The following is a 6,382-nucleotide window of genomic DNA, read 5'->3' as shown; positions in this document are numbered from 1 at the left end:
CTGCTCCAGCCTATCCCAGCTTGGTCTCGGACACAAGGGCCCGACTCTTGGGGGATAAAACCTGCCAGGCCACACGTCCAACCTCGTTCACCCGGTCCGTGAAGACCGGGTCGGTGTCCGTCGCTCTGACTCGACAAAAGTTACGCCACCAACCACACCAACGCAAATCGCCTGCTCAGCGGCGGTCATCCGTCGCTGAGCCACAATTCAGCAGTCCTCGAGACCACTTCTCGGCGACTCAGCTCAGCAATGCGTCCCGCGCGAACCTGCGAGACCAGCTCGGCGAGTCCGATACCTCTTGACGGAAATAGAACCGCGGACCGTGGGCACCGATGAGATCGAGGAAGCTCACCGTGGCCTGCGCCGCGAACTGAGCGTCGAACACACCGGAATCTTCACTGGCCCAACCCAATTCAGCGACAGTCTCGATCAACATCTCGTTGCGATGCGTCGCAGATGCCGATGCCGCGAGGGAGATCAGGAACAGAGTCGCTGCGTCGGTCTCATACGACTCCTTTCCCAGAGGAAGTCGCGACGACGCATGCCGCCACATGCCGACCGGGTCTTCGGCCAACGCCGCTCCGAGCTTGGTGCGCAGCAACCTGCCCTTCGATGTGCGGGTCAACCCGAGGTGCCGCGCCGCGTCGCGCAGATCGCTGACCTGATGGTGGTCGATCTCGCGATTGCTCGGCCCTACCCACCCCAGACCCCAGTCGAGCTCTTCACGAATCGCCGCTACGAACGCGGGCTTGAGGTAGCCGGCACCGGTGAGCTCTGCTCCGTCGTCACCGATTCTGTCCAGAAACCACGTGAACTTGGCCATCGCCACCTCTGCGACGGGCAGATCGACCGAACTCTCGATGGTGAGTTCGCATCGCGGAAGCAACGCCATCAGTGACGGCACCTCCGTAGGTCGCACCCGGTCGAACAGCTTTCCGATGGCCGGGGCCGCGGCCACCGCTTCGGCGAGCACCGAACGCCCTACGTCGAACGAGTGCAGCACCGCGTTGACCGCACCGACGTCGAATCGAGCAGGGTCGAAGCCCGCGCCCCATCGCGCGATGAGCGCCGCGTGCTCGGGATCGGACGTGTCGGCAGCAATCTCGAGCGACTGGGCGTACCGCGAAGGCCCGCCGGACTCCTCGGGTGGGCAGGCGCGCGCCCCGTCGAGGCAAACGGATCGGAGGTCGTCGATATCGGAATCGATCTGCTCCAGATAGATCGTGTGTGTCCATCCGTCACCGAAGTCGTACTCGTACGTCATCGTGGAACCCGGCGCAGTCAGTACGTCGTCGACCCGCACTCGCTCCTCGCTCGACGCGTCGTCGTCCGGTTCGTCGTCGAGGGTTTCCTCCATCTCGAATCGACGCGTGGCACCGGCGGTCCTGACGCTGAACGCATGCAGGTGCCGGTCCTCCCATCCGAGGGCACTCTGCAGAACCGCGTGCAGCTCGGACAGCAGCAGGTCCGAGCGCACCCGCACCCGACGCCAAATCTGTGGCCGAGTGTGATCCACGGTCACCCGAAGCACCAGGTTCACCAAGCGTCGCCGAGTGGCATCCGTCGCGCTGTCGTCGGCCGGTTCGTCGGTGTCGGACAAATTCGGCACCACCGACAGGTGCCGGACGCGACCGGTTCTCATCGACATGGAAAGGACCCTAGTCGGACCTGCGCGTCGGACACAGGGACTCGCGGTCTTCTACGTACTCGTGGTCAGCCCCTCGTTGATCGCGGCGACGTCGAAGGCCAACGCATCGAGCTGCGACGCCAACGTCGTCACCGTCAACTGCACGAGGTATTGAGTATCGACGCCTACCACCACATACCGCGTCGTCACGGCGGCTTCGAGTTGCTGCGCAACGTACGTACCCCGAATGAATCGCGACGGCCAGCCGAGCCACGACGCTGTACTCGCCTCGCGCTCCACCCATCCGGGCATCGCACGTCCGTCGCCGAAACCCAATGCCATCAACGCTTCCGGGTCGATCGTGCGCGACAACGCACCGACCAGAAGCACCGCGTTGGGCGCGAACCCGTTCTCCACGAGGTTCGGTTCCACGATCACCTGGGTCGCCCCTGGGAACTGTGCGGGATCGAGCGTCTGCCATCCCGCAGGAATCGGTACGGTGATGCCGAGCTCGGCCGCCGCGGCACCGTCGAGCGGCGTCACCCGCAGCGCGTGTGCATTCAGGTACTCGGCGATCGTGGTGGGCTCGGACGATTCCGTCGACAGGGCGTCGTTCACAGCAATGCCTTTCGTGGTGCACGATTCACTGACACGCCAGAGGTTACCCGCGCCGGTCCGCTCGTCAGCAGATCCTAGAGGCAGTGACCGGCAGGGAGCTGGTTGCCGTGCGACTCCAACCAGCTGCCGACCGCGTCGAGCATTGCTGTTCCGTCGGTGAACGAACCCGAATTCGGTTGCGCCGCAATCGCCACGCCGACTCGACCGGCAACAGTGGTGACGATACCGACCTGTCGGACGTCGTAACCGCCTCGAACGCTCGGCCCCCAGCCGCCTTTGAACGCAGCATCGGACATCTTCGCCAGGCCCCACTGCTGCTCGGGCGCAACACTGTTCATCATTTCGACCACCCGTGCGGCATCCGGGATGCACGACAGGCCCGCCGCGAACGTTGCTTGATCCTGCGTCGACCACTCGGTCTGTCCGAATGCGCTGAATTCAGGACGAATCCGCGCCCTCTGCACCGCAGTGGCCGCGTCACCGCCCTGCCGCAGAACCGCTTCGACTGCGCCACCTGCGGCAGCGGAATCACCGAGCGAACCCCACAGATTCTCGGCTGCTGCGTTGTCGGAGCTTTCGATGGCGGCGGTGGCGTCGGCAACCACCGCGTCCCCGCCGCGACGAATTGCGGCCACAGCCAGTGGCACTTTGACCGTCGACCACGCCGAACCGGAAGTCCAGGTGCCGAGCACTGTCGGCGGGCCACCACCGACGGGAACCAGAGCGAGGCCGATGGGCCCACCCGCCGTCGACTCGACTGCGCCGAACTCCGCGGCCAGATCCTCTGCCGGCAGCGCCTCGACAGGAGGCGCAGTGGTCCATATTTCGGCATCGGACGTCGGTGGAAACACCGGTGGCACAGGAGCAGCCGATGTTTCGGACACCAGGGGCGCTTCGGACGCGGGGCCGTCGTCGGTGGCGATGGTGCAGCCGGACACCAGAGCACAGAGCGCGAGAGCCACCGCTCCGACTCGTCCGACGCGGCGCGCCGAACTAGAAGAGGTAGACAACGGCGTTCTCGCCACCGGTACACGTCACCAACTGCGCAGACGAGACGCAGTTCATGTCGTACCGCTTGCCGGTGACCGGGCTGCTGGCCACCACGGTCCGCGAATTTCGATCCGAACCGGCCCTGGTGTAGGCCAACCGAACTTCCTCTGCGAACGGACACGACGTGACCGTCGACCCCACCGCCGAACCTCGAAGTCCGCTGCTCGACGCCACGGTCGCCGGGCAGGTCTGCGCACCCGCAGGCAGAGTGGCCGGGCCCGGCTGCGGTGAGGTCTCGGCAGTCGGTGCGGTTACACCGCCGTCGGACACTGCCGAGGACGGTGCAGCACCCGACGCCGCCGCCGGAGTTGCGTCGTCGCGCAGCATGAACCACCCGAACACGCCGCCGAGAATCACTGCGACCACAGTCAGAACGGCCACCACGATCCAGATGCCACCGTTCCCATTCTTCGGGGGCCCAGGTGGAGGCGAACCAGGGAAGCCACCGGTGCCGAACACCGGCGGCCGGGGAACCGCGCCGTACCCACTCGGCTGTGCCGTCGCGGGAGAATGCGGCGCACCAGGACCGGACGAAGGCGGTGGAAGGACTCGATCGGATGGATTCGGCTGCGCGCCGTACTGTCCGTACGCGCGCTGCGAGGGGTCGCCCGAATCTGGATAGCTCACTGGTGTCCTTCTGCCGATGATGGGGCCAGCCTCTCATACAGCGTCGCGACGAGCAGACCGGACGTTACAGTTTCATTCGGCGCGCGGTGAGCTCCTCGAGATAGCGCGCAACCGCGTCGTCGTCGTTGGATTCGAGGACTCGATCGACGACGGATCGCACGGGCTCCGCGGCATTCGACGGACACAACGCCGTACCCGCCCAGGTGAGCATCGGCAGATCGTTGCGCGCATCCCCCACTGCCGCAACCGAACCGGCAGATATCCCCCACTGCTCGCACAACTGCTGCAGCGCACTGGCCTTCGAGACTCCCGCCGCGGACATCTCGATGTACGGGGCACCGGAGTGCGTCAACTCCACTCCGTCCACCCCCGCCGCAGCAACGATCTCGTACAACTCCTCACTCGTCGTATCACTGTGCCGAGCAACGATTTTGACGGTCGGCTCGACGTCGATCGACAAGCCGTGCTCCGACAGCTCCATCTCGTGCGGCTGCCGGTGATGGTCTGCGAACACGCACAGCTCGGCGTACCGAGCCTCGGCCACGAATCGCGTGGCACCGACGGTTGCGAAGGCAACTCCGGGGACGAGTGAGCGCACGAACGACTTGGCCGACGCCACCGTCTCGGCCGGTACCGACCTGGTGCCGACGATCGCCGGGGAGCCGTCGGACAGATCGAGGACCACAGCCCCGTTGGCACCGATCGCCGTGCCGCGAAATCCGCACGACGCAGCGAGTTCGTCGATGGAGTGGCGCGCGCGAGCGGTGGCCCACACCACCCTGATTCCGGCTGCGTCGGCGGCAGCCATCGCGGCGGCCGTTCGCGCCGACACAGTTCGGTCCGAACGCAGCAGGGTGCCGTCGAGATCGGTTGCGACAACGACGACCTCTTCGGTTCTCTTCACCCCACCGATACTGCCAGGCATCGCGCGCTCAGCCGGCGACCAACGTCAGAACGGAAATCTCACTGGGCGCGAACACCCGGAAAGGCGGGCCCCAGAAACCCGATCCGCGACTGGTGTAGAGCTGAGTTCGCGCACCGTGTCTGCTCAGACCGTGCACCACCGGTTGGTCGAGACGAACCAAAGCCGAGAACGGCCAGATCTGACCACCGTGCGTGTGCCCGGAGACCTGCAGATCGACGCCGGCCTCGACAGCGTCGCCGATCTGTTTCGGCTGATGCGCCAGCAACAGCACGGGCATCGACGGATCGGTTCCGGCAAGGGCGCGAGCGAGATCCGCCCCGTGGCCGGGCGCACCCGAGCCGGCGGCGGTGGCGTCGTCGACGCCCGAGATGATCAATGCGTCGTCACCGCGATGCAGCACCACGTGGCGATTGTGCAAGGAGTTCCATCCGAGGTCCTCCATGTGATCGAGCCATTCCTGCGCCCGACCGAAGTATTCGTGGTTGCCGGTGACGTACACGCGGGCCGCCCTCGCGAGCATTGCCTCCAGCGGCGCAGCCTGCGCTCGACGCCGATCGACCGAGCCGTCGGCGATATCTCCGACGTGGGCCAACACGTCCGGTTCGAGCGCATTGACGGCGGCGGTCAAACGATGCGACCACGTCGTTCGATCGAGCGGGCCGAAATGCGTGTCGGTCACGAGAACCACTCGTAGACCGTCGAATCGAGCCCCGAGCCGGTCGATCCTGACGGTCGTGTGTCGCACTCGGGGCGTTCTCATCGCCTCGTAATGGCCCCACAGAGCGAGGACGACCACGACGATCAGCGTTGTCACCGAGACGATCCGTGACCGAAGAGGGTCGTCTACCCCAGCCACCCACAGACCGAGCCGCAGCAGCAGCGAGAGTGCCGACCACACGAACGCGATCCAAGCCAAGCCCAACAGCACATCTCCGATGCGCGCCCACACGTCCTTGGAGACCCCCTCTGCACTCGGCCGGTGACCCAGATACATCGCTGCAGGCAGTGCCACGAATGCCGCGACCGCAACCGCAGAGCCGACCGACTGTGCAGCCGAAGGCCACTGCGCGCCCGCGAACACGACAGTCCAGGCAGGCAGGCCGACAAGCGCAGCGCAGACCACGAGAACAACGGTCGGAACGACAACCCGCCGAGATCGCGGTCGCGTCGAACCGTCCGGGGAGACCGACTGTTCCGGGCGCTGCGTCTGTCGATCTGTCATCGGCGTCGAACCCTCTTCACTCGTACGTGCGCAATCCGAGGCCAAGACTACGTCGGCTTCGGATGGTTCGGCGCGGGCACCGAGCCTGCCCGCCGGGAGCTACGGCCGACGGCGGGTTGTGTATCCGCGAAGTCCGTTGAGCGGCAATTCGTGTTCTGCGATGTCCTCGTCCTCGGGTACCTCGAGGCCGCTCGGCTCGGCATCATCGGTCGTTGCTTCCGTCGAATCGCCCTGCGTCTCGACCGGATCGGCTCCATCGAGCTCGGCCGACTCGACGCTTGCCGCGGCCTCGTCCTGAGCGGCCGGCTCGTCC

Annotated in this window: 7 protein-coding genes; all 7 read right to left on the bottom strand. The window is 65.9% G+C overall.

Features of this window, described 5'->3' with window-relative positions; genetic code table 11:
* Positions 1-238: 238 nt before the first annotated feature.
* Positions 239-1,648 (bottom strand): plasmid pRiA4b ORF-3 family protein, encoded by a 1,410-nt coding sequence (locus tag A2J02_RS21580; protein ID WP_068053346.1) that lies wholly within the window; start codon positions 1,646-1,648, stop codon positions 239-241.
* A 51-nt stretch (positions 1,649-1,699) separates the two neighbouring features.
* Positions 1,700-2,245, bottom strand: a complete 546-nt coding sequence (locus A2J02_RS21575) for an LpqN/LpqT family lipoprotein (RefSeq protein WP_082898966.1) — start codon at positions 2,243-2,245, stop codon at positions 1,700-1,702.
* A 74-nt stretch (positions 2,246-2,319) separates the two neighbouring features.
* Positions 2,320-3,255 carry a hypothetical protein gene (locus A2J02_RS21570; RefSeq protein ID WP_082898967.1) on the bottom strand — a complete coding sequence of 312 codons (936 nt, stop codon included), beginning with the start codon at positions 3,253-3,255 and terminating at the stop codon, positions 2,320-2,322.
* Positions 3,239-3,679: a hypothetical protein gene (locus A2J02_RS21565; RefSeq protein ID WP_156516334.1), complete on the bottom strand. Its 441-nt coding sequence runs from the start codon at positions 3,677-3,679 to the stop codon at positions 3,239-3,241. Before A2J02_RS21565 ends, A2J02_RS21570 begins: the two co-directional genes overlap by 17 nt.
* A 307-nt stretch (positions 3,680-3,986) precedes the next feature.
* Positions 3,987-4,847, bottom strand: a complete 861-nt coding sequence (locus A2J02_RS21560; RefSeq protein WP_068053341.1) for an HAD family hydrolase — start codon at positions 4,845-4,847, stop codon at positions 3,987-3,989.
* Between the two features lie 7 nt (positions 4,848-4,854).
* On the bottom strand, positions 4,855-6,069 hold the full coding sequence (locus A2J02_RS21555; RefSeq protein ID WP_068053338.1) for a metallophosphoesterase: 1,215 nt from the start codon (positions 6,067-6,069) through the stop codon (positions 4,855-4,857).
* A 99-nt stretch (positions 6,070-6,168) separates the two neighbouring features.
* The coding region (locus A2J02_RS28415) for a hypothetical protein (RefSeq protein WP_197478099.1) at positions 6,169-6,382 on the bottom strand (214 nt) is incomplete at its 5' end.

It is taken from the genome of Rhodococcus sp. EPR-147 (assembly GCF_001647185.1).
In the GTDB taxonomy this organism is placed as follows: domain Bacteria; phylum Actinomycetota; class Actinomycetes; order Mycobacteriales; family Mycobacteriaceae; genus Rhodococcoides.
This window is presented reverse-complemented; position numbering and strand designations above follow the sequence as displayed.